The following is a 26,192-nucleotide window of genomic DNA, read 5'->3' as shown; positions in this document are numbered from 1 at the left end:
CCAAGGAGCCCTTGATGTCCGTTCCAACCACGATGTTTCGCCTCACTGGCCGCGACTACCCGCCGGCCAAGCTGAGCCACGCCAGCCTGATCATCATCGATGCGCAAAAGGAGTACCTCAGCGGGCCCCTGGCGCTGTCGGGCATGGACGAGGCCGTGGCCAACATCGCCAGGTTGCTCGACGCCGCGCGCAAGAGCGGCCGTCCGATCATCCACGTTCGCCACCTGGGCACTGTCGGTGGCCGCTTCGACCCACAAGGGCCGGCCGGCCAGTTCATTCCGGGGCTGGAGCCGCTGGAAGGCGAAATCGTCATCGAAAAACGCATGCCCAATGCATTCAAGAACACCCAGCTGCATGAGACCCTGCAGGCGCTGGGCCACCTGGACCTGATCGTCTGCGGTTTCATGAGCCATTCCAGCGTCAGCACCACGGTACGCCGCGCCAAGGACTATGGTTACCGCTGCACCCTGGTGGAAGACGCTTCGGCGACCCGCGACCTGGCATTCAAGGATAGGGTGATCCCGGCCGCGCAGATCCACCAGTGCGAAATGGCCGTGATGGCCGACAACTTCGCTTGCGTGGCCCCCACCGCCAGCCTGATCTGAGCGGCTGAGTACAACCGCCCGGCAGCCGGGCGGAACCCGATGGGCGGCCCCAGGTCGAATTCCGGATATCCACAGAGGAGAGCGGAATGAAGCTCAAAGGCAGTTTCGACGCCAAGCGCCTGCGCCCGCTCGAACCGCGTAACTGGGGTGCCCGCCTGGCGGCAGGCCTTTCGGCCATGCTGGCGACCCTTGGCGTGCTGCTGGCGATGGCCGGCGTTGCCGGCCTGCTGGGCAACTACCCTGCCCTGGCGGAGCTCAACGCCAACAAACCGCTGGCCGGCATCCTCACCGTTGCCGGTTTGCTGCTGCTGTGGCTGGGCGTGCGCTTCTGGCGGCGCAGCCGCATTCGCCTGCGCCGCGGGCGGGAACTGAACCTGTCGCCGCACCTGATGAAGAAGCATGACTGAAAGCTGTACCGGCCCTATCGCCGGCAAGCCAGCTCCCACAGGTACCCCACAAGTCCTCAGGCCCTTGGTAATCCTGTGGGAGCCGGCTTGCCGGCGATAGGGCCCACACAGGCTGCACAAGGCCCCACAGTCGCGTAAACTACGCCGCCCACGTGGAGGCATCATGCAAGACGACGATTTTTCCCTGTTCAAGGCCGAAGTGCGCGGTGTCAAACCGATCAGGCACGACCGCGCCGAAGTCGGCAAGCCCAAGGCCGACCGCCAGAAGCTGGCCGGCCTGCGTCAGGCGGCGACCGTGCGCAGTGACAAGGCGCTGGTGATCGACGGCATGTCCGACCAGTTCGTCATCGACGTTGGCGCCGAAGACGAGTTGCTGTGGCGCCGCGATGGCGTACAGGAAGGCCAGCTGCGCAAGCTGAAGCTGGGGCAGATCCCGTTCGAGGGCAGCCTCGACTTGCATGGCATGACCGTGGAAAAGGCCCGCGAAACCCTGTGGGACTTCATCGCCGAGGCCACCAGACTGGAAGTGCGCTGCGTGCGAGTTACCCACGGCAAGGCCGCGCGCCTGGACGGCAAGCGCCCGATGATCAAGAGCCACGTCAACACCTGGCTGCGCCAGCACCCGCAGGTGCTCGGTTTTGCCTCGTGCAGCGCCCGCCACGGCGGCACCGGCGCGGTGTATGTGATGCTTAAGCGAACCATGCTCGAAGGCCGCGACGAGTAACGCCGCGCTTGCAGCGCCGCCCTCACCGCCGTACCCTTCGTTTTTGCGATTTTTTCCCACAGGTAGATCCATGTCCCTGGAACAGAACTACACCGAGATCCTCAGCCAGATTGGCGAGGACGTCTCCCGTGAGGGCCTGCTCGACACGCCCAAGCGGGCTGCAAAGGCGATGAAGTACCTTTGCCGCGGTTATGAGCAAACACTGGAAGAAGTCACCAACAACGCGCTGTTCAGCTCTGACAACAGCGAAATGGTGCTGGTCCGGGACATCGAGCTGTATTCGATGTGCGAACACCACATGCTGCCGTTCATCGGCAAGGCGCACGTGGCCTACCTGCCCAAGGGCAAGGTACTGGGCCTGTCGAAGGTGGCGCGCATCGTCGACATGTACGCTCGCCGCCTGCAGATCCAGGAAAACCTCAGCCGCCAGGTTGCCGAGGCCGTGCAGCAGGTAACCGGTGCCGCCGGCGTTGCCGTGGTCATCGAAGCCAAGCACATGTGCATGATGATGCGCGGTGTCGAGAAGCAGAACTCGACCATGATCACCTCGGTGATGCTGGGTGAGTTCCGCGAAAACGCCGCCACCCGCAGCGAGTTCCTCAGCCTGATCAAGTGATTGGCTGCTGACCCCGAGCCGACCCTGCCGGGTCGGCTTTTTCATTTCAGGAGTTGCCCATGATCGTCAAAGCCCTGCGGGTTGGCCTCGGCCAGCTCATCGTGTTCGGCGACTGGATCAGCCGCCCGGCCAAGCGCAAGCGCGACGCCGCCGCCCAGGCCCGCGTCGAGCAAGCGGCCCAGGGCCTGGCGCTGTACCAGTTCCACGCCTGCCCGTTCTGCGTCAAGACCCGCCGCACCCTGCACCGTTTGAACGTGCCGGTGGCGCTGCGCGATGCCAAGAACGACCCGGTGCACCGCCAGGCCTTGCAGGAAGGTGGCGGCCGGGTGAAAGTACCGTGCCTGCGTATTGAAGAAGCGGGCAAGGTGACCTGGATGTATGAGTCCAAGGCGATCATTGCCTACCTGGATGAGCGGTTCGCTTCGGCCTGACCGTTTGCCGGCGGCCTGTGCCCGCCTCTTCGCGGGCACGCCCGCTCCCACAGGTTCACCACAGGGCTGAATATTGTGGAATACCTGTGGGAGCGGGCATGCCCGCGAAGAGGCCGGCACAGGCTATAAACTAGCCCACCATCGGCACATGCCGCGGGTGGCTGCTGACCCGCTCCAGCCAGGCCCTCACTGCCGGGTAGTCGGCCAGGTCGAACCCGCCCTGCTGCGCCACGTGGGTGTAGGCATACAACGCCACATCGGCAATCGAATACTGCTCGCCGACCAGGAACGGCGTCATCTGCAGCTGCCGCTCCATCACCTTCAGTGCCTTGTAACCGCCCTTGTGCAGCTTGCGGTACTCCTCCAGTCGCTCGTCCGGCAACCCCAGGTAGAACTGGATGAAACGCGCCACTGCAATGTACGGCTCATGGCTGTACTGCTCGAAGAACTGCCACTGCAACACCTGGGTGCGCAGGCGTGGCTCGGTGGGCAGGAACTCGCTGCCATCGGCCAGGTAGTTGAGAATGGCATTGGACTCCCACAGGTAGCTGCCGTCTTCCAGCTCCAGCACCGGTACCTTGCCGTTGGGGTTCATCGCCAGGAACTCGGGCGTTTCGGTCTCGCCCTTGAGGATGTCCACCGGGTGCCATTCATATGGCCGGCCCAGCAGGCTCAACATCAGCTTGACCTTGTAACAGTTGCCCGACTGGTAGTCGCCGTAGACCTTGTACATCGCCCCTCTCCCCCTCTATGCCAAAGATCTCGCCTGGCCCTGTAGGAGCAGCCTTGTGCTGCGAAGAGGCCGTTACAGGCGCAGCACCTGCATGGGCTGAAACGGCCTCTTCGCAGCACAAGGCTGCTCCTACAAAAGCGGGCGCCATTCTTGTGGCTGCCTGTGCAGTTCTGCATTTGCGCCCAATAGTTGGCGACTGTACGGCTAAAAGCAATGGCCGCTGTATGGCAAGGATCAACCTTGCTCGCTGTAGTCTGAAAAAACTGCTTACACCTTTACAAGGATTTTGTTCATGACCGACGCCACTTCCATACGCCTGCGGCCCCTGGCAGACAGCTCCCCGTCGGCGGTGGTCGCCGGCTTCATCGCCATGCTCACCGGCTATACCAGCTCGCTGGTGCTGATGTTCCAGGCCGGCCAGGCAGCCGGGCTGACCACCGCGCAGATTTCCTCATGGATCTGGGCGTTGTCGATCGGCATGGCGGTGTGCAGCATCGGCCTGTCGCTGCGTTACCGCACACCGATCACCGTGGCCTGGTCCACCCCCGGCGCCGCCCTGCTGATCACCAGCCTGGGCGGGGTCAGCTATGGCGAAGCGATCGGCGCCTACATCACCTGTGCCGTGCTGGTGCTGATCTGTGGCCTGACCGGCAGCTTCGAGCGCCTGGTCAAGCGCATCCCGGCCTCGCTGGCCTCGGCGCTGCTGGCGGGTATCCTGTTCAAGATCGGCAGCGAAATCTTCGTTGCCGCCCAGCATCGCACCCTGCTGGTACTGGGCATGTTCTTCAGCTACCTGCTGGTCAAACGCCTGTCGCCGCGTTACTGCGTGCTGGCCGCGCTATTGGTGGGTACGGCGCTGTCCGGCGCCCTGGGCCTGCTGGACTTCAGCGGCTTCCGGCTGGAGATGGCCACGCCGGTGTGGACCACGCCAAGCTTCTCGCTGGCGGCGACCATCAGCATTGGCATTCCGCTGTTCGTGGTGGCGATGACCTCGCAGAACATGCCGGGTGTGGCCGTGCTGCGCGCCGACGGCTACCAGGTGCCGGCCTCGCCGCTGATCTCGGCCACCGGCTTTGCCTCGCTGCTGCTGGCGCCGTTTGGTTCGCATGGGGTCAACCTGGCGGCGATCAGCGCGGCAATCTGCACCGGGCCGCATGCCCATGAAGACCCGGCCAAACGTTATACCGCGGCGGTGTGGTGCGGGATTTTCTATGGCATTGCCGGGGTGTTCGGCGCGACCTTGGCGGCGCTGTTTGCGGCGCTGCCGAAAGAGCTGGTGCTATCGATTGCGGCGCTGGCGCTGTTCGGCTCGATCATGAACGGGCTGACCGTGGCAATGAGCGAAGCGCGCGAACGGGAGGCGGCGGTGATTACCTTCATGGTGACCGCTTCGGGGCTGACCTTGTTCTCGATCGGCTCGGCGTTCTGGGGGATTGTGGCGGGGGTACTGGCCTTGATGATCCTCAACCCGCGCAGGGCCTGAAGGTATTTGTTGCCTGTACTGGCCTCTTCGCGGGTAAACCCGCTCCCACAGGGATCACACAATATTCAGCATTGTGGTATTCCTGTGGGAGCGGGTTTACCCGCGAAGGGGCCGGTACAGGCAACACAAGCCCCAGGTCCAGATCACAACCTGAAATGCCCCACCATCCCCTTCAGGTCGGTACCCAGCTGCGCCAGCTCGATACTCGACCGGGCATTATCCTGCATCGCCAACGCCGCCTGATCGGCACTACCACGGATCTGCGTGACGCTGCGGCTGATCTCTTCTGCCACCGAGCTCTGCTGCTCGGCCGCCGCGGCAATCTGCTGGTTCATCTGCTGAATCAATGACACCGCCGCCGCAATGCTGCCCAGCGCGCTTTCGGTCTGCAGTGCATCAGCCACCGCCAAACGCACCAGCTCGGTACTGCCGCGAATCTGCGCCACCGACTGCTGGGCATTGCCGCGCAGGCTGGCGACCAAGGTCTCGATCTGCTCGGTAGACTGCCGGGTACGCCGCGCCAGCGCACGCACCTCGTCAGCGACCACGGCAAAGCCACGCCCCTGCTCACCCGCGCGGGCGGCTTCGATAGCAGCATTCAGCGCCAGCAGGTTGGTCTGCTCGGCCACGCTCTTGATCACTTCCAGCACGTCGCCAATGGTGTGGATCTCGGCACTGAGGCTGTCGATACCGGCGCTGGCCGTCTCCGCCGCCGCCGCCAGTTGCTCGATGCGCTGCATGCTCTGGCGCACCACCTGCTGCCCGGAATCAACCTTCTCATCCGCTGCCTGGGCCGCCTGCGCCGCCTCTTCGGCATTACGCGCCACATCGTGCACGGTGGCGGTCATCTGCTGCATGGCGGTGGCCACCTGCTCGGTCTCTTCCTTCTGGCTGCCCACCTCGCGGTTGGTCTGTTCGGTCACCGCCGACAGCGCCTGCGCATTGCCGGCCAGTTGCTCGATGCCCTGCTGCAAACCGCTGACAATGCCCGACAGGCCCGCCGCCATCTGCTGCATGGCCTGCATCAGCTGCCCTACTTCGTCACGGCGTGGTGCCTGGGCGTCGAAGCTCAGCTCGCCGGCAGCGATGCGCTGGGCGCGGGCAATCACATGCTTGAGCGGGCCTACCACGGCGCGGGTGATCAGCCAGGCTGCCAGCACACCTACCAGCAGCGCCAATGCGGTAGCCAGGCCGATGGCCACGGCATTGCGTTGCAGTTCGCCCTGCAGGGCCTGCTCCTGCCCCAGGTAAGCCTGGTCGACCCGGTTGGTGACTTGCTCGGCACTGGCCTGCAACTGCGCCTTCAAGCCCTGCTCGCGGGCCAGTTGGTCCGTGTATTCGTTAAGCTTTTCCGAGAAGCTGCCAATGTGCCCCGCCACTTCGCCCAGCACACTCTGGTAGCCGGCATCGCTGACAGCGCCCTGCAACTGGCTGACCAGGCTGGCGGCTTCGACGGTCTGGGCAATGCGCTCCTGGCTGACGCCCTCTTCGCCCTTGCGGCTTTTTTCCAGGCGTACCCGCGCTTCGTCCATGGCCTGCAGCATCAGCCGCGACACCTGCGCCACCTGCGTGGCCTGCTCGAGGAACGCGCCGCCCTGTTGGCCCTGGGACTGCTTGAGGGTATACACGCCGTCATCGGCCAGGCCGGCCTGCAGTACATCGAGGTTATTGGCCACGCTGGACACCGACCAACTGGCCATGTCCAGCGCCAGCTCCTTGGCCTGCACCGCCTCGACAAAGGCCTCGAACGCCTGGCCATAGGCTGCCAGGTCGGTTTCCACCGCCGCCAGCGCCGGCAGGCCACGGGCGCGTTCGACCAGGCCCTGCAAGCCGCTGCGCAAGGCCTCGGCCTGCTGCAGGTCGGAGCGCAGGGCAAATGCCTGCTCGTGCTGGCGCAAGCGCAGCAGGTCAGTATTGAACTGGGCCAGCTGGCGCAAGCTGTCGAAGCGCTGGCCAACGCTGTGCAGCGCGGCAATGCCAATGCCGGCCACCGCCAGGGTCAGCACCAGCACCAGGGCAAAGCCCAGGCCGAGTTTGCGTGCCATGCCCAGGTTCGCCAGCACACCGTGCTTGCTCGTGCCCATGCCGATTCCCCTTCTGCGTGCGAGGTTATCCCGAAGGCCAAGGGTGGCAACGTTGCCAGCCGATGAACAAGGGCCTGACGTCAGAATAGTGTCAAATAGCTATGAGCGTGTCGCTATCAGCTTGGCAGAGGTCGCCCTGCGTGCTGAAGGAAGGCCTGGGCGCGGGAGTCCTGCCCGTAAGCGACATCGATGCGCAGCCAGGCGCTGGCCGCGCCTTGGTAATCGAAGGCGCTGCCGGGGGTTAGCAGCACGTCGTGTTCCAGTGCAAGGCGCTCCAGGCTGGCAAAATCGCGGTCTGGCACCCGGGCCCAGACGGTTGTAGTAGCCGGGGTTTTCCACAAGGACCGTGTCGCCCGGAAGCAGCAGGGTGCGCACCAGCAGGTCCAGGCCGTGGCTGGCGCCGTGGGTGGTGAGGATACGTTCGGGGCCGGCGGCGATGCCCAGCTGCGCCAGGCGCTTGTGCAGCTGTTGGCGCAGGCTGGCCAGGCCAAGGGGTGGGCAATAGTCGAACAGGTCCTGCGGGTTGCCACGGCTTACCTGGCGCACTGCCTGGGCCAGCTCGGTGGCCGCGCGCCAACTACGACGCACTGACCGCCTGGCTGCGGGCCAAGGCCCGAATCGACGGCAGGCGCGCGCCGGGCGCAGGCGTTGCTGGTCGATCCAGGTTTGCAGGTGGTCGGTGAGTTGCTGCACCAGCGGGGTGGGGCTGGTGCGGTCGAGGGGCAAGTGTTCGCTGGTTTTGAGCGAACAGTTAAGCATAAAGGGTTGGCGGTGTGTCTGGTGATGGGGGTGGGCTGGCATCAGAGTGGGCAGGCCCGACCCTTTCGCGGGTGAACCCGCTCCCACAGAGATCGCACCCAACCCGAGAGCGGTGCAGTACCTGTAGGTTTACCCGCGAAGAAGGCCACATCGATATCGGCTCAGATCGCCGTAGCCCCACCATCCACTGCCAGGCAATGCCCTGTGGTAAACGCCGCGCCATCACTGCACAGGTACAGCACGGCGCTGGCAATTTCCTCGACCTTGCCAATGCGCCCCACCGGATGCATGGCAGCGGCAAACTCGGCCTTGCGTGGGTCGGCCTCATAGGCGCGGCGGAACATGTCGGTGTCGATCACCGCCGGGCACACCGCATTCACCCGGATGCCCTTCTTGGCGTATTCGATGGCCGCCGACTTGGTCAGGCCGATCACCGCGTGCTTGGAGGCGCTGTAGATGCTCATCTTCGGCGCCGCGCCCAAGCCCGCCACCGAAGCGGTATTGACGATGGCCCCACCGCCCTGGGCCAACAGCAACGGCAGCTGGTACTTCATGCACAGCCACACACCCTTCACGTTGACGCCCATGATGGCATCGAACTCCGCCTCGCTGCCCTCGGCCAGGCGGCCCTGCTCTATCTCGATACCTGCGTTGTTGTAGGCATAGTCCAGCCGGCCATAGGCGGCGATCAAGCGCTCGTGCAGTTGGCGCACCTCGGCGTCACGAGTAACGTCGCAGGCAATGAACAGCGCCTCCCCGCCCGCAGCGTGGATCAGGGCCACAGTGGCCTCGCCACCGGCCGGGTCGAGGTCGGCCACCACCACCTTCAGGCCCTCCTGGGCGAAAGCCAGGGCGGTTGCCCGGCCGATGCCGGCGGCGCCGCCGGTGACCAGGGCAACCTGGCCGGAAAAGGTCATGCTCATCGCGTGCTCCAAAGCGTGCTTGGTGGGGTTCAGAGCATAGTCAGCCACCACCCGCACGGGCAGCATCATCACCCCACCGGTTGGGCTACCATGCTTGTCAGTGATGTTACGGACCTGCCTACATCAACAGGGTAGATTTGACGCCTCCCCCTTCAATGCCTACGAGGACCCGCCATGACCAACACCAACCGCCGCTTCCTGCTCGCCAAACGCCCGGTCGGCGCCGTGCGCCGTGACGACTTCAGCTTCGAGACCGTGCCCGCCGAACAACCCGGCGAAGGCCAGGTGCTGGTGCGCAACCTGTACCTGTCGCTGGACCCGGCCATGCGCGGCTGGATGAACGAAGGCAAGTCCTACATCCCGCCCGTGGCCCTGGGCCAGGTGATGCGCGCGCTGGGTGTTGGCGAGGTTGTTGCCTCCAACCATCCCAGTTACAAGCCGGGCGACCATGTAAGCGGCGCCCTTGGCGTGCAGGACTACTTCACTGGCGAACCCCAGGGCCTGCACAAGATCGACCCCAACCTGGCGCCCCTGCCCCGCTATCTGTCGGCGCTGGGCATGACCGGCATGACCGCCTATTTCGCCCTGCTGGACGTCGGCCAACCCAAGGCCGGTGACACCGTGGTGATTTCCGGCGCGGCTGGCGCGGTGGGCAGCATTGCCGGGCAAATTGCCAAGATCAAAGGCTGCCGCGTGGTCGGCATTGCCGGCGGCGCCGAGAAGTGCCAGTACCTGAAGGACGAACTGTGCTTTGATGGGGTGATCGACTACAAGGCCGAAGACGTGCTGGCCGGCCTGAAGCGCGAATGCCCCAAAGGCGTGGACGTGTACTTCGACAACGTCGGCGGCGACATCCTCGACGCCGTGCTGACCCGCATCAACTTCAAGGCACGCATCGTGATTTGCGGCGCGATCAGCCAGTACAACAACAAGGAAGCGGTGAAAGGCCCGGCCAACTACCTGTCGCTGCTGGTGAACCGCGCGCGCATGGAAGGCTTCGTGGTGATGGATTACGCCAAGGATTACGGCAAGGCCGCGCTGGAGATTGCCGGGTGGCTGGCCAGCGGGCAGGTGAAGAGCAAGGAGGATGTGGTGGAAGGGCTGGAGACCTTCCCCGAGACCTTGCTGAAGCTGTTCAGTGGGGAGAACTTTGGCAAGTTGGTGCTGAAGGTTTGAGATTGAGGTAGCCAACACTGGCCTCATCGCCGGCAAGCCAGCTCCCACAGGTACAGCGCCACCGTTGAGCCCGACGCTGTACCTGTGAGAGATTACCCAGCCCTTTTGGGCTGCGCTGTCGCGCAGAGAACAAATATCGCTCGTCTGACGCGTCCTTTGTAGGAGCAGCCTTGTGCTGCGAAGAGGCCGGTACAAGCAACAGACAGGCTTTGTCAGTACCGGCCTCTTCGCAGCACAAGGCTGCTCCTACAGAACCTCGCCGAACCAATGAGTCATGTGTTGTTCTATGAGAGCTGGCTTGCCGGCGATTGGGCCGCACAGCGGCCCCGGCGATAACTGCAGCACCGCGTTCGCAGCGCGTCAGACTTTCCTGAACCTTGCCCCCACCGCTTCAGCTTGAAGCAGCAAGCGAACTATCCTACGCAGCGGTCGGAAGCAGCTGAATTGTCGGGGAAATCCCTCAGGGATAACTTCACCGGGTCGCCATGTTGGCGACCGGGTGTGAGAACCTGTTATGCACTGCTGCTCCACTGTTCAATGGCAGCCATTCGCGGGCAGGCTTCGGCTTGGCCGGCGTCAGTGCACCGGTTTCTCACCCCGCGCAATGGCTGCCACCTTTGTCCGTGAGAAAGATCCGGGTGGTTGCTCCTCATCACGCACTGGATTTTCACCATGAAAAAGTACACCCCCTCCCCCATCCTCACCGCAGGCCTGGAAACCTTCCTCGAAGCCGGCAACCCCACCCTCGACCTGCTCCGCGTACAGCCCGGCGTGCCCATCGATGATGCCTACGAGCACGTGTCAGTCCTGCTGGGCTACATCAAGCACCTTGTGCGCGAAGGCGACATGGAAGATGACCACAAGCTGCTGGGCTCAGCCGATTACCTGCTGGCCATGGCCAAGGCCCTGATGAACGACATCGAACTGGCCAAGAACAAGCTGCACTGACAGGGCAACGCAGCCCCTTGTGGAAGCGGCCGGCACAGCAGACGCTTCCACACCGTTACAACCCCACACAAGTCTTCGCACCGTCGCTCTGGTAGCATCCGGCGCGCGCCAACATCTTTGCCGCCTCAACCGGCAATCATAGGTAAATCAAGAGCATGGGCCCTGCAAGCAGCACGGCTCTAACGGGGGATCAATGGATTTATGGACTGCCTTCCAGGCAATCATCCTGGGAGTGGTTGAAGGGCTCACGGAGTTTCTACCAATCTCCAGTACCGGGCACCAGATCATCGTTGCCGATTTGATAGATTTCGGCGGTGAACGCGCAATAGCGTTCAACATCATCATCCAGTTGGCGGCGATCCTGGCGGTAGTTTGGGAGTTTCGCGGCAAGATCCTGGAAGTGGTGTTCGGCCTGACCAGCCAGCCCACGGCGCGGCGCTTCACCGGCAACCTGCTGTTGGCGTTTCTGCCGGCGGTGGTGCTGGGCGTGCTGTTCGCCGACCTGATTCACCACTACCTGTTCAACCCGATCACCGTGGCAACGGCCTTGGTGGTTGGCGGGGTAATCATGCTCTGGGCCGAACGCCGTACCCACCGTGTGGCGGTCGACCACGTCGATGACATGCGCTGGAGCCATGCCCTGAAGATCGGTTTCGTCCAGTGCCTGGCAATGATCCCGGGCACGTCGCGTTCCGGGTCCACCATCATCGGCGGCCTGCTGTTCGGCCTGTCGCGCAAGGCGGCCACCGAGTTCTCGTTCTTCCTGGCGATGCCGACCATGGTCGGTGCGGCGGTGTATTCAGGTTACAAGTACCGCGAGCTGTTCCAGCCCGGCGACCTGCCGGTGTTCGCCATCGGCTTCGTGACCTCGTTCATCTTCGCCATGATCGCCGTGCGTGCGCTGCTCAAGTTCATCGCCAACCACAGCTACGCAACGTTCGCGTGGTATCGCATCGCCTTCGGTTTATTGATCCTGGCTACCTGGCAGTTCGGCTGGATCGACTGGTCGACAGCTCAGGGCTGATATCACGACACACGAAAATGAAAAAGGGCTGCATCGCAGCCCTTTTTCATTGGTCAGGTTCAGCCGCGTATTTCAGCAACTACCGCAGCCAGCGCTTGCGCCGGGTCGGCAGCCTGGCTGATCGGCCGGCCGATCACCAGGTAATCCGAACCCGCATCCAGTGCCTGGCGCGGGGTGAGGATACGGCGCTGGTCATCCTGCGCACTGCCCGCCGGGCGAATACCCGGGGTCACCAGTTGCAGCGACGGGTGCGCAGCCTTCAGTGCCGGGGCTTCCAGAGCCGAGCACACCAAACCGTCCATGCCAGCCTTCTCGGCCAGCGCCGCCAGGCGCAGCACCTGCTCTTGCGGGTCGACATCCAGGCCGATACCGGCCAGGTCTTCACGCTCCATGCTGGTCAGCACAGTCACGCCAATCAGCAACGGCTGCGGGCCGCTGCGCTTGGCCAGCTCTTCGCGGCAGGCCGCCATCATGCGCAGGCCACCGGAGCAATGCACGTTCACCATCCACACACCCATCTCGGCCGCAGCCCTCACCGCCATGGCGGTGGTGTTGGGGATGTCGTGGAACTTGAGGTCCAGGAACACTTCGAAGCCCTTGTCGCACAGGGTTTCGACAATGCCCGAAGCACTGCTGGTGAACAGCTCCTTGCCAACCTTCACCCGGCACAGCGCAGGGTCAAGCTGGTCAGCCAGCTTCAGGGCGGCCTCACGGGTAGGGAAATCCAGGGCGACGATCAGGGGCGTCTGGCAGGCGGACATGGGCAGGGTCTCTTGGCAAGTCGAAAACGGCGCGCATTGTAAACGAAGTGGCGCAGGCTTTGGGGCCCGCGGGTCATGGAATTGGCCCGACAGTGGCTGGCTCCTATAATTGAACCAACGGAACGGGCAATTGCTCAACATTTGTACAAGCGCTGCCCATCACCAGCAAAGGAGAACGACAATGCCCTGGTATGCCTGGCTGATACTCATCATAGCCCTCGGCTCGATCGTCGGCGGGCTGATGCTGCTGCGCGACACCGCAAAAAAACTGCCACTGACCGAAGAACAGCTGCGCAAGGTACATGAGCGCAATGCCGAAGCGGATGCCAAGGATGCGCAGGACCGCTAGCGCCCCCGCTGGTCGCTGGCACGATCTGACCGCTGATACGGTCCATGTACCGTCGCAAGGCCGCTTTCATAGAGTTGCACATAACTCATTGAATCAGCATGGTCCCTGTGGGAGCGGCTTTAGCCGCGAATACCGGCGCAGCCGGTGCCATGCACCGCGTTTGGTTCTTCGCGGCTAAAGCCGCTCCCACAGGGTACGCGGACCGCTTTTGGATTCCGTTCTCTGAATTGAATCCTCATCAAAGGCAGGGCCAGGACACAAACCCCAGCCCCCTCCCCCTTATTCCACCATCACCTTGTCCCGGTTACGCTCCAGCAACGCATTACCAATCCCCTTGATCTCCAGCAGCTCATCCACCGAAGCAAACGGCCCATTGGCCTCCCGGTAGGCCACTATGGCCTCAGCCTTGGCCTTCCCTATCCCATTCAGCTCCTTCTGCAAAGTAAGCGCATCAGCCGTGTTCAGGTCCAGCCGCTGCGGCTGCTGGGCCTGCTGCTGGGTTACCACCGGCACCGGCTCGGCCACCGCCGTGGTACTGGCCGGGGCGGCGCTAAGGGAAAAGGACAGGCTGGCGAACAGCGGCAGCAGCAAGTACGACAGAACGTTGTTACGCATGGTGAACACTCCTGGGTTGGTCATTTTCCAGCAGCCGGTTTCCTTCAGCTGCGCAATCAACCCTAGCGGCAAACCCGACATCGAAACAGCTACCATCATCGGCGAATGGTTACCAAATCGATCAATCACCCAGCCAACTTTGCCAACCCAAAAACAATCGCCTTTTCCCTCCACTACCCCAGCCCGAGAGCATTGGCGCCATGCATCACGGCCTGTAGCCGAATACCCGTTTGTCCGATGCCGCATTCACAGCAAAACCTGCCCACATTCCTACAACCTCCGGTGAACAAGGCCTGAGCAGGAACAACCGCACTCTCCAGCGGGCCATCCCCGCCTACGCCAACTGGCATCACATGAACCAACTGCTAGATTTTTTGAGCAATGGACAGCCGTTTGCTTGAAGGACCAAAGCTGCATGCCCTCACGCACCCGCCGCTTGCCCTCGCTCCCGGCCCGTCCACAAGGCCAGTCTCCGCGCGCCTGCCTGGCCCCTTTTGGCCCACCCGTACCAGCCCGTCCAGCAAGAGGATCACCGCCGTGCCCCCTCAAGACCCTCACCGTATTTGGCACCCGTCCAGAAGCCATCAAGATGGCCCCCCTTGCCCTGCAACTCGCCCAGGACGCCCGCTTCGAGTCGCGCGTGTGCGTCACCGGCCAGCACCGGCAAATGCTCGACCAGGTACTGGAACTGTTCGATATCACCCCCGATTACGACTTGAACATCATGAAACCCGGCCAGGACCTGACCGGCGTGACCACCGGGATTTTGCGGGGTATCCAGCCGGTACTGGCCGAATTCAAGCCCGATGTGGTGCTGGTGCATGGCGACACCGCGACCACTTTTGCTACCAGCCTGGCGGCCTATTACCAACAAATACCCATAGCCCACGTAGAAGCCGGCCTGCGTACCAATAACCTGTATTCACCCTGGCCAGAGGAAGGCAACCGGCGCCTTACCGGCACCCTGGCCGCCCTGCACTTCGCCCCCACCGCCACCTCGCTTGACAACCTGCTAAGGGAAGGCATCGACCCGGCGAGCATCTTCACCACCGGCAACACTGTGATCGACGCCCTGCTGGAAGTGGTGCACAAACTGGAGAGCCCGGCGCTGAGGGCACAGTTCGAGCGCCAGTTCGATTACCTGGCTGCCAACCGCCGCATGGTTTTGGTAACAGGCCATCGTCGCGAGAACTTTGGCGGTGGCTTCGAACGCATCTGCCAGGCTTTGGTACAGACGGCGCGCCAGTTCCCCGAGGTGGATGTGCTGTACCCGGTGCACCTCAACCCCAACGTGCGCGAACCGGTCAACCGGCTGCTGGCGGATGTGGGGAATATCTACCTGATCGAGCCGCTGGATTACCTGCCGTTCGTTTATCTGATGAGCCGTGCCTATGTAATTTTGACCGACTCGGGGGGGATTCAGGAGGAAGCGCCGGCGCTGGGTAAGCCGGTGCTGGTGATGCGCGATACCACGGAGCGGCCAGAGGCGGTGGCAGCGGGGACGGTGAAGCTGGTGGGTACGGAAGTGGATTCCATTGCCGGTGAGCTGGCCAGGTTGCTGACGGATGAGGGGGCTTACCGGGAGATGAGCGTGGCGCATAACCCCTACGGCGATGGTAAAGCGTGTGGGCGGATAGTGCAGGCGCTCGCTGATTTTACCGTTGCACAGGATGCGCAGAAGCCGCCCAAGGCTTGAGCAATAGAGGCCGCCGGTGCGGCCCTGTACCATACAATCAAGTTAACTAACGTCAATAAATTGTAGGAAAAACGTGAAAGTTCTGTAACATTGGATCCATTTAAGCATGGCTTTTTGATATCGCAAGGATGAAGCGTGGTTGGCGACACACAGATCTGGCAAGACGAATACCCCCACACCCTGCGGTATCGCGACACCACCCTGCACCTTCAGGGACCCATTGCCCCTCACACCCGACAAGCCTTCGAAGAGCTGATCGCGCAAAGCGCCAACGCCAAACGGGTCAGCGCACCGCTCGCCTGCGTGCAGAGCCAGTTGTTCACCAAGCGCGAAAAACTCGACTCACTGAAAAAGAAGCTGCGCATGCAACGCGGAAGGCCCAAGCGCAACGGCATGTACGACTGGTCTCTCGAGGAACTGATCAATACGCGCGAAGCCGGTCGCCGCGGTGCACGGGTGCCAAGGCTGGTCGGCTACGGTTACAGCCGCTCCAGGTTCGGCCTGATGCAGGACTTTTTCCTTATCACCGAATTGCTCAGTGGCCACGAAGACGGGTTGGCAAGAATCCGCAGGATGCCCGAAGCGGTGCACCAGGTAATCGAGGCCGCCTTCGAACTGCTGCATGCCCTGCACTGCCGAGGGGTCACCCACATGGACCTGTGGGCCGCCAATGTGATGCTCCCGCAACAAGGCAAAGCGCAGGCCATCGACCTGGAGAACAGCTTCTCCGAGCCGGGCAATTTCTTCAGCGAAACCCTGGGCTTTCAGTTCGGCTTTTTCTACTACCGGGAAATTTACCGTTACATAACCGAAGCGGACTACGATGCTGCGGTTGAATGCGCACTGGCCGAGTACTTCCCTGATGTGCAACGTGCTGCCTTCAACCGGGTGTACGCGCTTGCCAAGCATGAGGAAATCGGGCGCATGAAGCGCCGCGAGATCTTCACCCGTGGCGTATTCGAAAGTCGTTGGTAAGCCCCATTGCTACACGGGTAGGCAACCTGCGCCGTGCCTACCGTATCCCCAAGATGCCCCTTCCTTTAGAATGGGAACTACCTGCCCAAGACACTGAATTGCCATCACTTTAGAAAAGAGCAAGCAGGCAGCCTGCGCACAGCTTCATACAAACGGATCAAAGCTAGGGATTTCACATGAGTTCTGAGAGTCACGCCGTCACTGACACTCCGTTGGTGACAGTGATCATCGCGTCGTACAACCATGCGCGCTACATCGAAGCAAGCATCACCAGCGTCATCAACCAGACCTACAAGAACATCGAGCTTCTGGTGATCGATGACGGCTCCAAGGACGACAGCCCTGCAGTGCTCAAGCGCCTTCAGGAGCAGTACGGCTTCGACCTGCGCTTCCAGGCCAACCAAGGCCTGGCACGCACGCTCAACGACGCGATCGCACGCGCCAAGGGCAACCTGATCGTGCCTTTCGGCTCCGACGACATCATGCTGCCGCACCGTATCGCCACCCAGGTGGAATACATGAACGGCAAGCCTGAAGTGGGCATCTGCTCGGCCAACATCGAAACCATCGACCAGGATGGCAAGGTGATGGGTGCCCGCGAGCAGCGCAACCGTAACCTGCCTTTCCGCCGCCTGGACTTCGACGACCTGTTCCTCGACCGCAAGCCTGGCCCCATGGCAGCCACATTGATGCTACGCCGCGAGGCGCTGGAAAAAGTGGGCGGCTTCAATGCCGACATCCGCCTGGAAGACGTGTATATCGAGCTGTCGATCGCACGTGCCGGTTACTTCATCGACGTGCTGGGCGAGGTGTTGGCGCAGTACCGTGACCACCCCACCAACACCTTCAAGAACGGCCGCTTCATGGTGGATAACGTGCTGCGCACCTTTGCCGTTTTCAGCGACCACCCGCAGTACGAGCAGGTGTGCATGAAATTCCGTAACTCCATGGTGCTGAAGTACGCCAACCGCGACAAGGCACTGAGCCAGGAAGTCCTTTCAGAAATCCCGCTCAGGTACTGGAACAAGAAGACCCTGCGCGGTATGTGGCGGATGGCCTGGTCTTAAGCCACGCGGCTACGCTTCCAGTGGACCAGTGACTGGCCATAGACCAGGGCCATCGGAATCCAGATCAGGAACCAATGCTCCTTCGGGCGTGACATGAAGGCACTGCCTTCCGTCAGGCCCGAGGCGAAGCCGAAGATCAGCCAGGTTGCCGCAAGGGTAACACCGGGGTGCTTGCGGTAAGCCCAGCAGAAGTACATGGCCACGCCGTAAATCGCCATCCACAGGGCCAAACCTACGACCCCACCGGCGTATAGCACGCCTAACTCGATGTTATGCGGATCGGCAAGTGTTCTTCCAAGCCCCGGAATAATCACCGTCATGGGTGAGTCGAAACCATGCCCCAACCATGGATGTTCGCTGGCCTGGCGCAGCGCATCCAACCAAATGGCCGGGCGGTATGAAACGCCACGCTGAGTCACGGCCTCGGGATACACCAGTGCAACGCCAATCAGCACAAGCACGATCGCCGCAACGGCCATGAGCCCACGTCTGCGGTCGCCAACCACCAGGAGCCAACCCAAAGCAGCCGCCAGGCCAATCAATGGCGTGCGGGAGCCGGTTGCGAGAACCGCCAGCCCCAAGATCGCCAGGCACACAAGCGGCAATGGGCTGAGCGCGCTACGGGCCTGGAACCAGGATGCCAACCAGAACGCAGCAAATGCGCCAAACACATGGGCGGTGAGTAAAGGGTTGTACAGCGCGCCGTAACCTACCAAACGCCTACCCGCAAAAGACGGGTTCAGGTAGAGGAAGTAAGCCACTGAAACGCCTGCCGCAATTGCAGCGAAAATAGCTGCCAGACGCGTGCATTGCTCCAGCTGCCCAGGAGAACGCAGGCTGATCATACCGGCAGCGAACAGCAACATTGCGATGTACAGTGGCCGCTTGAGCAAGCTACCAACGGAGTTTTCCGTGTCGGACCAGGCGATGCTCAACAGGATGTAGGCACTGAAAGCCAGGAAAGCCACGAACAGTGGGTTACAAACGAGAGGTTTGAACCATTTACGCTGTGCGATCAACATCCCAAGCGTGGGCAGGGCAAGAAAAATGTAGAAAAGCTTGTGGTAGGTAGTACGGTCCCCGGCCCAGAACATCCCGGTAAGGATGAAAAACCAGCCCAATGGCAACAGGTAGTTGTTAACTACACTTCCAAAGCGTTGAACCGGGGACTCTATTGATACATCAATCGACATCTAGCATCCTCAGGCAAACGGCGTTCTTCATCACATATCCTATGCGAATTTAATTATAAAAATGCTGCCGCTGATGGAAATCGCACTTTTCTGAAACAAGTTCTTTTTCCGGCTCAGCTGGGGATTTCTGCCACGACCAGAGTCACCAATTGCAGCAGCGCTGCGCTTGGCAAGCGGTTCATGGCAGCTCGCCATCGTACGCAGACCACCAGAGCAATGCACGTTCACCGCCCACTACCCCGCAGGTACCGTCAGTCGAACAGGTCGGCCTGCGCCAGGGCCTTGCCGACCTGGTCCTTGGCAGACAGCGTGGGCTCGAAGGTTATCGGCCAGTCGATGGCAATTTGCTGATCATCCCAGGCAATGCAACGCTCGCTCTGGGCCGAGTAGAAGTCGGTGGTCTTGTAGACAAACTCGGCAGTCTCACTCAACGTAACGAAGCCGTGGGCGAAACCCGGTGGAATCCACAACTGGTTATGGTTTTGCGACGACAACACCGCACCAACCCATTTGCCGAAAGTGGGCGAGCTGCGGCGGATATCCACCGCCACATCGAACACTTCACCCTGTACCACACGCACCAGCTTGCCTTGGGCATGGGGCGGCAACTGGTAATGCAAACCGCGCAGCACGCCCTTCACCGAGCGGGAATGGTTGTCCTGAACGAAGTCTGGCTGCAGGCCAGTCACTTCATTGAACACGCGCGCATTGAAACTCTCGTAGAAAAAGCCACGCTCATCACCGAAAACCTTTGGGGTAAACAGGACGACTTCAGGGATGGCCAATGAAATAGCGTGCATCAAAATACCTTCACCTCAAGCAGGTTCTTCAGGTATTGCCCGTAACCGTTCTTCAGCAACGGCTGGGCAAGGCACTCAAGCTGTTCAGCATTGATCCAGCCTGCGCGGTAACAAATCTCTTCAGGGCAGGCGACCTTTAGGCCCTGGCGCCGCTCCATGGTGGCGATATATTGGCTGGCATCCAGCAGGCTGTCATGGGTACCGGTATCCAGCCAGGCATAACCACGTCCCATGATCTCGACCTGCAGTTGCTGCTGCTGGAGGTACAAGTTGTTGAGGTCGGTAATTTCCAGTTCGCCACGTGCCGACGGCTTCAGCTGCCTGGCCAGGTCGACGACCTGGTTGTCGTAGAAATAAAGGCCGGTGACCGCATAGTTGGACTTGGGCACCTTCGGCTTTTCTTCAATCGACAGCACACGCCCGCTGTCATCGAACTCCGCGACCCCATAACGCTCCGGGTCCTGGACATGATAAGTAAAGACGGACGCCCCCGTCTGCCGCTGGTCAGCGCTCTGTAGCAGCGCCTGGAAGTCGTGACCATAGAAAATATTGTCACCCAGCACCAAAGCGGACACGGCGTTGCCAATGAAGTCTGCCCCGATCGTGAATGCCTGGGCCAACCCGTCCGGGCTAGCCTGCACAGCATACGAGAGGTTGATGCCCCAACGGCTACCATCACCCAGCAGTTGCTCGAAGCGCGGGGTGTCCTGTGGCGTCGAGATGATCAGGATGTCACGAATGCCGGACAGCAGCAGTGTACTGAGCGGGTAGTAGATCATCGGCTTGTCGTACACCGGCAACAGCTGCTTCGATACCGACAGCGTGGCGGGGTGCAAGCGAGTGCCAGAGCCGCCCGCAAGAATGAGTCCTTTACGTGCCATAACAACTCCTAGCGCTGGATTTCGTCCAGCATGCGTTGCACACCTTGTTGCCAAAGCGGCATCTTGAGATTGAAGGTTTCTTCGAGTTTAGCCAATGCCAGCCGGGAATTTCGCGGGCGTGGCGCCGGCACCGGGTAGGCTTCGCTACTGATTGCGCCTACCCGTTCAGCTGAAACCTTCAAGGCGACGCCATTGCGGCTGGCTTGTGCCAATACGAACTGGGCATACCCGTGCCAGCTGGTTTCACCGGCGGCAGCAAGGTGGTAGGTGCCGGCCAAATGGCTTGCGTCCTGCGCGCTGAATATCTGGCGCAGAACATGAGCGGTAACATCGGCGATCAGTTCTGCGCCAGTGGGGGCGCCAAACTGGTCTGTCACCACATTGAGCACATCGCGCTCGGCCGCCAGGCGCAGCATGGTCTTGGCAAAATTGTGGCCGCGCGCGGCATACACCCAACTGGTACGCAGCACCACGGCAGAGGCACCGCTGGCCTGAATGGCGAGCTCACCATTGAGCTTGGTTCGGCCGTAGACCGACAACGGACCGGTGGGGGCGTCCTCATGCCATTGCGCCTGGCCGCTGCCATCGAATACGTAGTCTGTGGAGTAGTGTATCAGCCAAGCGCCCAGCTTGGCCGCCTCACGCGCCAGAACGCCGGGCGCTTCGGCATTGATCCGAGCGGCGAGCTCCGGCTCACTTTCAGCTCTATCCACTGCCGTGTAGGCCGCAGCGTTGACGATCACGTCCGGGGCTAGTGAGCGTACTGTAACCGCCAAACCATCGAGGTTATTCAGATCCCCACATAAGCTACCGGAGCCTTGGCGATCAAGCGCAATCACCTCACCCAATGGCGCGAGGGCACGTTGCAACTCCCAACCGACTTGTCCATTTTTCCCCAACAGCAAAATCTTCACACTCTGTTCGCCCCATATTGCTGCGCAACCCAGTCACGATAGCTGCCGTCCATAACACCGTTGACCCATTCCTGATTGTCCAAATACCAGGTAACAGTTTTGCGAATGCCGGTTTCAAACGTTTCGGCAGGCTTCCAGCCAAGCTCGCGCTCGATCTTTCGGGCATCGATGGCATAACGGCGGTCGTGGCCCGGGCGATCGGTGACGAAGCTGATCTGGCTGGCATAAGGCTGCCCGTCGGCACGTGGGCGAAGTTCATCGAGCAGCGCGCAAACGCGCTGGACAATGCCCAGGTTGGGCATCTCGTTCCAGCCGCCGACGTTGTACACCTCACCCACCTGCCCTGCTTCCAGCACACGGCGGATGGCACTGCAGTGGTCCTTGACGTACAACCAGTCGCGAATCTGCTGGCCATCGCCATACACCGGCAGCGCCTTGCCAGCCAAGGCATTGACGATCATCAGCGGGATCAGTTTCTCGGGGAAATGCAGCGGCCCGTAGTTGTTCGAGCAATTGGTGGTCAGTACCGGCAGGCCATAGGTGTGGTGATAGGAACGCACCAGGTGGTCGCTAGCCGCCTTGCTGGCCGAGTACGGGCTGTTTGGCTGGTATTGATGCGTTTCGCTGAACGCAGGCTCACCGGCTTTCAGCGAGCCATACACCTCATCGGTGGAAACATGCAGGAAACGGAACGCCGCCCGCTGCGCCTCATCCAGGCCTTGCCAGTAGCCCCGCACTGCTTCCAGCAATTGGAAAGTACCAACCACATTGGTTTCAACGAACGCCTCGGGCCCATGAATGGAGCGGTCGACGTGTGACTCGGCGGCGAAATTGAGCACGGCGCGCGGACAATGCTCGGCCAATAGCCGTTGCACCAACGGCCCATCGCCGATATCCCCATGCACGAAGACATGCTGCGGATTACCCTCCAAGCTAGCCAGGCTCCGCAGGTTGCCAGCGTAGGTCAGTTTGTCCAGGTTGACGATGGTTTCGCCTGACTGGCTTACCCAATCCAGCACGAAATTCGCACCGATGAAGCCGGCGCCGCCGGTTACCAGGATTGTCATAGGGTTGAACGCTTCTCGAGTGAGTGTCGGTTGAAGATAGCTGGCGCAATTCTAGACGGAATGCTCTAGGAGTGGTGCGGTTAGCCCGCCGAGCTTTTGACTTCTGTATCCCTTATCGAAAACGTGTCCAATGCATCGTGTTGCCCTCGACCAGGGCGAACGCCTGTTTGCTGTCTCGACCAAGCTGTAGCGCTGTGCACTGACCGCCGCTCCCTTGGGCTGTTCAAGCTGTGGATCGTATACGCGATAAGGATGATCGAGCCTGCTTAAAATAAACAGACGACATCACCCTTAAAGCCGAATTCGCAAGGTGAATGGCTGACTGCTTACGCCTCAGCTTTCCTCACCTTATTTCCGAACAACCACACAACACCGGCATATCCGAGCATTAATAGGAATGTCCAAAACAAACCATGCTCATAGAAAATAACACCCTCGCCTGGAACCTGCGAAAAATGATAGCCTGCGAGAGCTCCCATAATACCGAACGCCGAGATGGTAGAACTCGCATTTAAAGGCAAGCATGAAAAAATACCGAGAATGATGCTTGCGCACGTTAAAGCCAAAACTGCAATTGACCAACCTCCCAATGCATAGCCCGAAATGTGGACTGCTGCCGGAGTAGTTCCTTTCCCCAAGAACTCATCGTTGCTTGATGCAAACATCTTATCGTAGATATATGTGGAGGGCCGGCAGGCGGGCCCGGGTTTCGCTTGAACGAGTATGCCACCACAAGCAGAAGGATGCTCTGTGAACTCCTGATAGTAATATGGGTATGGCATTGACATACGACTAACTAAGTGCATCATCAGTATTGGTGCAGCCCCTACCGCCGCCTCTGAAACGGCAGCTGCCCGCTCTGCTACGGCTACTACTGCAGTTTCTTCAGACCTGCTAGCCCCCCCCTCAACTGTTGATTGAGCTACCTCATTTTGAGTGAGCGACACTTCTCGCTCGCTTTTTTCGGCAACTTTTTCTAAAGTTTTTTTCGAAGTATCTAGTCTGTTATCTGATTCACTTTGCATTGACGGACTGGCCTCCCCGACTTCCACTGGCTTTATAGCTGGAATCGGCTCAGGAGCAAGACGAAAAACAACTGTCGATATAAGAAGATAGGAAACAATAACAAGCACGCCCCCTACAACCGCCTTGATATATGGATGCCGCTCAGTATGGATGAATATCGCCAGAACCACCCCTACATAATAGAGAACAATTGGCCACTTCATATTAATCATAATAAAAAATAGCGATGCCATCAAAATCGATATACACGCAGCCCCGAACCAGAACCGACCACCTTTCTTGGTAGAGTTAATCACCGCCACGTATGACAAATAAGGAACAATTGCCTGCATAACCAGAAAGACTGTAAAATGCAGTCTATTGCGTATCTCGAACCTTGCATAGACAGATGAGACAGAATCCTTGCCAGAAAGGAACAAGTCTGCAACCCCATGCCTTTGAAAACTGAATATAATGTAAGCACAAGATACCGAGAACAAGACAACAAACCATGCCTTGGTAATCTCTGGGAATTTCCTAGATATGAAATCTACTTGATGCGCCGAGGTACGCTTTACTGCGTAGATAAGCAGCGGCGTAAGCACAAAAGGCATCAGCAATAGAACCCAGAAACCAAAACTAAAAATATAATTAAGCTTAAGAATTGAAACTGGGTAACCTGAAATAGATATAGCTTGATAACCGTATGGGCTTGCGTATATCAAATTCCCCAGGACAACGAGAACGAAATATGCAGCCAAGAAACAAATAGATTGAGAGTTTCGCGAAAAAAAAACCCTAAATCCTTCACCGCGCATAGCATCCATATCTTAATTCCAAAAATCAGTTCTGTATAAGCCAGCTTGTAATATTTGTGAAGTGGCAGGTGCCCCCTATGATACGGCCGAATCCTGCATTTATCCAGTCCGCAAGACTTCGTTTCCTCCAATCCTTGGAAACGGCCCATGCCATTTATCTGGTTTGCGGTGTGAAGCAGCTTCTGTGCGGTGAGGTGGATTGAGGGACGGAACGACCAAGGCTTCAAAAAAGCTTTAAGGAGTGGTCTGAAATAACCGGATATTTTCCGACTATCGAGCGGTCAGCACTTCAAAAAATGACGCACGTCAGGATTGATCAATCCTCTCTGATTTTTCAGGCCCATCGGCCGCGGCAAGCCACTGCGCAGCAGCCACCTCCTGTATTACACGCGCACCTCTCCTGCGTTCGCCAACAAATGCGGCTGCAGCCGAGCCAGACCCTGACGAAGAAGTTGTTGCACCGTTCAAGCGTCGCGGCAAACGTAAGCCACTTCCGGCCGAGCTGCCCCGGATCGAAGTTGTCCACAACTTGCCAGAACACGAGCTGACCTGCGCCTATGGTTGCCGCAAGCATGTCATTGGCGAGGAAACCAGCGAGCAGTTGGACATTGTGCCGATGCAGATTCGCGTGATCAAGCACATCCACTAAGTTTACGGTTGCCGAGGTTGTGAAACCGCTCCGGTCATGGCAGGCTGGCTCCAGAAAGAAATCGGGAGCACAGCATCGGGGTTCAGGTGGACGCCTGGAATGTGGGGATGATGGATCCCTTACGTACTGTGTCAGGCTGTTGCGCCGCGCAGATGCTTGACTTTGCTGTGCTTCAATGACGGCTTTTCGATAACCAGATGGATGATGACAGCCATAAGATAGGCTGCCAGGCACGCTGCTGCTACAGCTGTTAGCGGACCTATACCGTGTTCCACCATGACATACATGATGGCGTAGCCAAACAAGGCATGGACGACATACAGTGGGTAGCTGATATCAGCCATGTGCGATAGTATTTTGTTATCTGTGAAGCGACTTCTGAAAATGTAGCACAGATGGAAGATGGCGATTGCCAACAAATAACCACTCATCCATTGCAGCGTGTATTGGTAGGGCTCGGCTACCAGCAGCCAGAGTATCGGGATGAGGCATGTAACGAGAATCTGTATAATCCAGAGCTGGCGGAGGGTAATTCGGCTGGCCATCAATGCGTGGTACGCCAGCCCCAACACCAGCAGCATACCGGAGGCTACCTGCACCCCGATCAGATAGTGTTTGACCTTGAATGTAACAGCGGCAACGATTGCGATGAAGAAAATTACAGCAATGAAGCGCTTGAAATCAAAATTCAGAGCGCGGGCACCAAGTACGCAAAGAATGAGATAGAAATAGATTTCCACTTCCAGTGTCCAACTGATGCCATCGATTCGCGTCACCCCGAAAGGGGCACGGGTTATGACACCGAAGTGAGCCAAGGTATCAGCTAATGTAATGCGATAGTCGACATTTTTGTAGAGCGCCAGCAGGTATAGAGAAAACATCACAAATGTGAACCCCGCAATGTAAACAGGATATATTCGCCAAGCACGCCGACGCAGAAAGTTTAATTTCCTGGAGGGGTCAATAGAGAAAGGGATTACCAGCCCGCTGACAATAAAGAAAATGCCCACACCGAATTGGCCGGCTACAATGCAATGTTCAGCAAAGATAGATAACAACCCAGGCAAGTTTGGCAGATTCTCCAGCTTGGGCACGCCCATCAAACTTGAAATGGCGGGATTCATTATCCAGAATATTCCGAGGAAGTGGGATAGTAGAACGAAAATGGCTGCAAAGCCCCTCAAGGTATTTGCAAAGATAATTCTGTCGGTCATTATTAACTCGCAGGAAGGATGGGAACCAAGGTGGCGGGCCAACGAGGAATGATATCGAAACGAGATCATTTGTCGAGTATAGCCTGGCAGGTGGTCAGTCGATTACAGCTACTCCCAAGACCGTTGCCCCACCGGCAGATGCGTTCATCCAGCCCATCCTTAGCTCAAAAACGGGTGCTGCACTCAGGTCCTGAGGTCGCGGTAGGAATGGCAGTCACCTGCCCCCGCACAGATCCGTACGTGCAGAATTACCGCATACGGCTCCTGCCTTAGGT

General features: G+C 59.7%; 26 protein-coding genes and 3 pseudogenes. 14 read left to right on the top strand and 15 right to left on the bottom strand.

Annotation, left to right across the window (positions count from 1 at the left end):
* The first annotated feature begins 14 nt into the window (after positions 1 to 14).
* The 5 genes from GEV38_RS08065 (at position 15) to GEV38_RS08045 (ending at position 2,783) form a co-directional block, all read left to right on the top strand.
* Positions 15 to 605, top strand: a complete 591-nt coding sequence (locus GEV38_RS08065) for a cysteine hydrolase family protein (protein WP_015269349.1) — start codon at positions 15 to 17, stop codon at positions 603 to 605.
* Between the two features lie 86 nt (positions 606 to 691).
* Positions 692 to 1,012, top strand: a complete 321-nt coding sequence (locus GEV38_RS08060; protein ID WP_054572722.1) for a hypothetical protein — start codon at positions 692 to 694, stop codon at positions 1,010 to 1,012.
* 163 nt (positions 1,013 to 1,175) lie between these two features.
* The gene (locus GEV38_RS08055) at positions 1,176 to 1,736 is read left to right on the top strand and encodes a Smr/MutS family protein (RefSeq protein ID WP_013971503.1); all 561 of its coding nucleotides are present in this window, start codon (positions 1,176 to 1,178) and stop codon (positions 1,734 to 1,736) included.
* A 70-nt stretch (positions 1,737 to 1,806) separates the two neighbouring features.
* Positions 1,807 to 2,352 (top strand): GTP cyclohydrolase I FolE, encoded by a 546-nt coding sequence (gene folE / locus GEV38_RS08050; protein ID WP_013971502.1) that lies wholly within the window; start codon positions 1,807 to 1,809, stop codon positions 2,350 to 2,352.
* Positions 2,353 to 2,411: 59 nt separating this feature from the next.
* Positions 2,412 to 2,783: a glutaredoxin gene (locus GEV38_RS08045; RefSeq protein WP_003260822.1), complete on the top strand. Its 372-nt coding sequence runs from the start codon at positions 2,412 to 2,414 to the stop codon at positions 2,781 to 2,783.
* Positions 2,784 to 2,913: 130 nt separating this feature from the next.
* Here GEV38_RS08045 and GEV38_RS08040 read toward each other — a convergent pair whose 3' ends face one another.
* A complete protein-coding gene (locus GEV38_RS08040; RefSeq protein ID WP_015269346.1) occupies positions 2,914 to 3,516 on the bottom strand; it encodes a glutathione S-transferase family protein in 603 nt (200 codons plus the stop codon).
* A 292-nt stretch (positions 3,517 to 3,808) separates the two neighbouring features.
* Between GEV38_RS08040 and GEV38_RS08035 the strand changes: the two genes are divergently transcribed.
* The gene (locus GEV38_RS08035; RefSeq protein ID WP_054572721.1) at positions 3,809 to 4,999 is read left to right on the top strand and encodes a benzoate/H(+) symporter BenE family transporter; all 1,191 of its coding nucleotides are present in this window, start codon (positions 3,809 to 3,811) and stop codon (positions 4,997 to 4,999) included.
* Positions 5,000 to 5,142: 143 nt separating this feature from the next.
* Here the strand turns inward: GEV38_RS08035 and GEV38_RS28000 are convergent, their stop codons facing one another.
* The 5 genes and pseudogenes from GEV38_RS28000 to GEV38_RS08020 form a co-directional block, all read right to left on the bottom strand.
* Positions 5,143 to 6,006, bottom strand: coding sequence for a methyl-accepting chemotaxis protein (locus GEV38_RS28000; protein WP_370290417.1), 864 nt, complete (start codon positions 6,004 to 6,006; stop codon positions 5,143 to 5,145).
* Positions 6,004 to 6,531, bottom strand: a pseudogene (locus tag GEV38_RS27995) (HAMP domain-containing protein); the annotation flags it as partial. The gene GEV38_RS28000 and the pseudogene GEV38_RS27995, both read right to left, overlap by 3 nt.
* A 668-nt stretch (positions 6,532 to 7,199) precedes the next feature.
* Positions 7,200 to 7,385, bottom strand: coding sequence for a hypothetical protein (locus GEV38_RS27610; protein WP_054572719.1), 186 nt, complete (start codon positions 7,383 to 7,385; stop codon positions 7,200 to 7,202).
* Between the two features lie 13 nt (positions 7,386 to 7,398).
* Positions 7,399 to 7,842: pseudogene (locus GEV38_RS27605) on the bottom strand (aminotransferase class I/II-fold pyridoxal phosphate-dependent enzyme); the annotation flags it as partial.
* Positions 7,843 to 8,003: 161 nt separating this feature from the next.
* A complete protein-coding gene (locus GEV38_RS08020; RefSeq protein ID WP_039614939.1) occupies positions 8,004 to 8,765 on the bottom strand; it encodes an SDR family oxidoreductase in 762 nt (253 codons plus the stop codon).
* 174 nt (positions 8,766 to 8,939) lie between these two features.
* Between GEV38_RS08020 and GEV38_RS08015 the strand changes: the two genes are divergently transcribed.
* The 3 genes from GEV38_RS08015 (at position 8,940) to GEV38_RS08005 (ending at position 11,913) form a co-directional block, all read left to right on the top strand.
* Positions 8,940 to 9,941, top strand: a complete 1,002-nt coding sequence (locus tag GEV38_RS08015; protein ID WP_054572718.1) for an NADP-dependent oxidoreductase — start codon at positions 8,940 to 8,942, stop codon at positions 9,939 to 9,941.
* Positions 9,942 to 10,613: 672 nt separating this feature from the next.
* Positions 10,614 to 10,889, top strand: coding sequence for a DUF3077 domain-containing protein (locus tag GEV38_RS08010; RefSeq protein ID WP_015269340.1), 276 nt, complete (start codon positions 10,614 to 10,616; stop codon positions 10,887 to 10,889).
* 193 nt (positions 10,890 to 11,082) lie between these two features.
* Positions 11,083 to 11,913 (top strand): undecaprenyl-diphosphate phosphatase, encoded by an 831-nt coding sequence (locus GEV38_RS08005; protein ID WP_015269339.1) that lies wholly within the window; start codon positions 11,083 to 11,085, stop codon positions 11,911 to 11,913.
* 59 nt (positions 11,914 to 11,972) lie between these two features.
* Here the strand turns inward: GEV38_RS08005 and pyrF are convergent, their stop codons facing one another.
* Positions 11,973 to 12,674, bottom strand: coding sequence for an orotidine-5'-phosphate decarboxylase (gene pyrF, locus GEV38_RS08000; RefSeq protein WP_015269338.1), 702 nt, complete (start codon positions 12,672 to 12,674; stop codon positions 11,973 to 11,975).
* 181 nt (positions 12,675 to 12,855) lie between these two features.
* Here pyrF and GEV38_RS07995 point away from each other — a divergent pair, with 181 nt between their 5' ends.
* Positions 12,856 to 13,023 carry a DUF2897 family protein gene (locus GEV38_RS07995; protein WP_010952850.1) on the top strand — a complete coding sequence of 56 codons (168 nt, stop codon included), beginning with the start codon at positions 12,856 to 12,858 and terminating at the stop codon, positions 13,021 to 13,023.
* A 279-nt stretch (positions 13,024 to 13,302) separates the two neighbouring features.
* On the opposite strand, the gene GEV38_RS07990 is transcribed toward GEV38_RS07995, so the two are convergent.
* Positions 13,303 to 13,638, bottom strand: a complete 336-nt coding sequence (locus GEV38_RS07990; RefSeq protein WP_024086485.1) for a ComEA family DNA-binding protein — start codon at positions 13,636 to 13,638, stop codon at positions 13,303 to 13,305.
* 589 nt (positions 13,639 to 14,227) lie between these two features.
* On the opposite strand from GEV38_RS07990, the gene wecB reads away from it, so the two are divergent.
* From wecB to GEV38_RS07975, 3 genes are all read left to right on the top strand, one after another.
* Positions 14,228 to 15,334 carry a non-hydrolyzing UDP-N-acetylglucosamine 2-epimerase gene (gene wecB, locus GEV38_RS07985; protein ID WP_054573454.1) on the top strand — a complete coding sequence of 369 codons (1,107 nt, stop codon included), beginning with the start codon at positions 14,228 to 14,230 and terminating at the stop codon, positions 15,332 to 15,334.
* Positions 15,335 to 15,469: 135 nt separating this feature from the next.
* Positions 15,470 to 16,309: a lipopolysaccharide kinase InaA family protein gene (locus GEV38_RS07980; protein ID WP_054573453.1), complete on the top strand. Its 840-nt coding sequence runs from the start codon at positions 15,470 to 15,472 to the stop codon at positions 16,307 to 16,309.
* Positions 16,310 to 16,485: 176 nt separating this feature from the next.
* Positions 16,486 to 17,376, top strand: a complete 891-nt coding sequence (locus GEV38_RS07975) for a glycosyltransferase (protein WP_054573452.1) — start codon at positions 16,486 to 16,488, stop codon at positions 17,374 to 17,376.
* Here the strand turns inward: GEV38_RS07975 and GEV38_RS07970 are convergent.
* From GEV38_RS07970 to GEV38_RS07945, 6 genes are all read right to left on the bottom strand, one after another.
* Entirely contained in the window at positions 17,373 to 18,569 is a 1,197-nt protein-coding gene (locus GEV38_RS07970; RefSeq protein ID WP_173895760.1) for an O-antigen ligase, read from the bottom strand. The genes GEV38_RS07975 and GEV38_RS07970 overlap by 4 nt on opposite strands.
* 251 nt (positions 18,570 to 18,820) lie before the next feature.
* Positions 18,821 to 19,369: a dTDP-4-dehydrorhamnose 3,5-epimerase gene (gene rfbC / locus GEV38_RS07965; protein ID WP_054573450.1), complete on the bottom strand. Its 549-nt coding sequence runs from the start codon at positions 19,367 to 19,369 to the stop codon at positions 18,821 to 18,823.
* Positions 19,369 to 20,250 carry a glucose-1-phosphate thymidylyltransferase RfbA gene (gene rfbA, locus GEV38_RS07960; protein WP_054573449.1) on the bottom strand — a complete coding sequence of 294 codons (882 nt, stop codon included), beginning with the start codon at positions 20,248 to 20,250 and terminating at the stop codon, positions 19,369 to 19,371. Before rfbA ends, rfbC begins: the two co-directional genes overlap by 1 nt.
* Before the next feature lie 8 nt (positions 20,251 to 20,258).
* Positions 20,259 to 21,164, bottom strand: coding sequence for a dTDP-4-dehydrorhamnose reductase (gene rfbD, locus GEV38_RS07955; protein WP_054573448.1), 906 nt, complete (start codon positions 21,162 to 21,164; stop codon positions 20,259 to 20,261).
* The gene (gene rfbB / locus GEV38_RS07950) at positions 21,161 to 22,231 is read right to left on the bottom strand and encodes a dTDP-glucose 4,6-dehydratase (protein WP_054573447.1); all 1,071 of its coding nucleotides are present in this window, start codon (positions 22,229 to 22,231) and stop codon (positions 21,161 to 21,163) included. Before rfbB ends, rfbD begins: the two co-directional genes overlap by 4 nt.
* A gap of 326 nt (positions 22,232 to 22,557) precedes the next feature.
* A complete protein-coding gene (locus GEV38_RS07945; RefSeq protein ID WP_152976829.1) occupies positions 22,558 to 24,063 on the bottom strand; it encodes a hypothetical protein in 1,506 nt (501 codons plus the stop codon).
* A 427-nt stretch (positions 24,064 to 24,490) separates the two neighbouring features.
* Between GEV38_RS07945 and GEV38_RS07940 the strand changes: the two are divergent.
* Positions 24,491 to 24,700: pseudogene (locus GEV38_RS07940) on the top strand (IS66 family transposase zinc-finger binding domain-containing protein); the annotation flags it as partial.
* 134 nt (positions 24,701 to 24,834) lie between these two features.
* Here the strand turns inward: GEV38_RS07940 and GEV38_RS07935 are convergent.
* Positions 24,835 to 25,917, bottom strand: a complete 1,083-nt coding sequence (locus GEV38_RS07935; protein WP_054573446.1) for an acyltransferase — start codon at positions 25,915 to 25,917, stop codon at positions 24,835 to 24,837.
* Positions 25,918 to 26,192: the final 275 nt, after the last annotated feature.

This window comes from Pseudomonas sp. 13159349, from assembly GCF_013305685.1.
In the GTDB taxonomy this organism is placed as follows: Bacteria; Pseudomonadota; Gammaproteobacteria; order Pseudomonadales; family Pseudomonadaceae; genus Aquipseudomonas; species Aquipseudomonas asiatica.
Note: the sequence above shows the minus strand (reverse complement) of the source record. Positions and strands in the feature narration are given on the sequence as shown.